This is a genomic window from Terriglobus sp. YAF25 (genome assembly GCF_052113305.1).
Classification (GTDB): domain Bacteria; phylum Acidobacteriota; class Terriglobia; order Terriglobales; family Acidobacteriaceae; genus Terriglobus.
The window spans coordinates 1-1,213 of sequence record NZ_JBFRCY010001010.1; the positions used below are offsets into that span (position 1 = coordinate 1).

2 protein-coding genes and 1 pseudogene are annotated in these 1,213 nt (G+C 61.7%); all 3 read left to right on the forward strand.

The annotated features are described in order from the left end of the window. Positions 1-620, forward strand: a pseudogene (locus AB4043_RS26100) (phenylalanine--tRNA ligase subunit beta); the annotation flags it as partial. Positions 621-757: 137 nt separating this feature from the next. Next, entirely contained in the window at positions 758-1,039 is a 282-nt protein-coding gene (locus AB4043_RS26105; protein ID WP_442301522.1) for a hypothetical protein, read from the forward strand. Positions 1,040-1,047: 8 nt separating this feature from the next. After that, on the forward strand, positions 1,048-1,213 hold a 166-nt coding region (locus tag AB4043_RS26110), incomplete at its 3' end, for a cell division protein ZapA (RefSeq protein ID WP_442308598.1).

Here is a 1,213-nt window from a genome sequence, read left to right on the forward strand (position 1 = left end):
CTCTGGGAGCAACCGGCGGAGCCCGTGCCACCGCAGTGGTCAGCGAGGCCGATGCCCTCTTCTACGAGCTGAAAGGCGCACTCGAAAAGCTGTTCGCACGCTTCCGTGTCACAGCGCCGGTATATGCGCAGATGAATCTGCCGTCGTGGATCGAGCCGGGCCGCGGAGCCACCATCGCGATCGAAGGCCAGATCGTGGCCGTGCTGGGTGAGCTGGCTTCGGCAGAAGCTGCCAAGCGCAAGCTGCGGCAGCCGGTGTGGCTGGCCGAGGTGAATCTGGCGAAGCTCTTCGCCTTCCCGCTGCGCACTCCGGTGGCCCATGAAATCTCGCGTTATCAGGCGGTCGAGCGCGACTTCTCGTTTGTCTTCCCGGATGCGGTGACATGGGCAGCAGTGGAAGCCGCGATTCATGGGCTCGGAAACGCCGAACTGCTGCGGGTGGCGCCGGTGGAGATCTTCCGCGACGCGAAGGGCAAGGCTGTCCCTGCCGGACACTACTCCCTGCTGACGCGCGTTGTCTTCCAGTCGCAAGAGCGCACGCTGCGCGACGAAGAGCTGACGGGCTGGTCGGCCGAGATCATCAAAACGCTGGAAGGGCTTGGCGGGAAACTGCGCGCGTAGGGCGCGTCATCCAACTCCTTTCAGTCAGCGCCGGGAGAAGACAGGTGCCAAGCCAGATTCCCCAGGTTGTGGATTTCCAGCCGCATATTCACCCGCGCGAAGGCTATACTTCGCCCAGAAGAGGTAGATTTTCAGCTATGAGCACCACTGCAACCACCGTAACCGTCGATGAACTGCAGGCACTTGAACAGAAAGTGCTTCGTGCCGTTGAGATTGTCCGCAAGGAGCGGGAAGAGCGCGCCGCCGCCGAGGCGAAGGTCGCGCAACTCACACAGCAGCTACAGTCGTTGCGCGAACAGCTCGAGCTGCAGCAGATGGAAACCCAGGACGTTCAGACGCAGGTCGATAGCCTGAAGGGCGAACGCGAGAACGTGCGCGGACGTATGGAGAAGCTGCTCGAGCAGCTCGAGACACTGTAGGAGGAACGATGGCAGAAATCCCCCAGGCCGTCAGTGTTGATATCTACGGGCAGATCTACAACCTGCGCGGAACCGACACGCAGTATATCGAGCGTCTGGCTGCATTGGTCGACGCAAAAATGCGCGCCGTCGCCTCGCATGGCGCAACTGTAGATTCTCTGCGGGTCGCTGTTC

Bases quoted from the DNA above. Each gene is read 5' to 3' on its own strand.
- AB4043_RS26105 (WP_442301522.1), top strand. From the start codon at position 758: ATGAGCACCACTGCAACCACCGTAACCGTCGATGAACTGCAGGCACTT.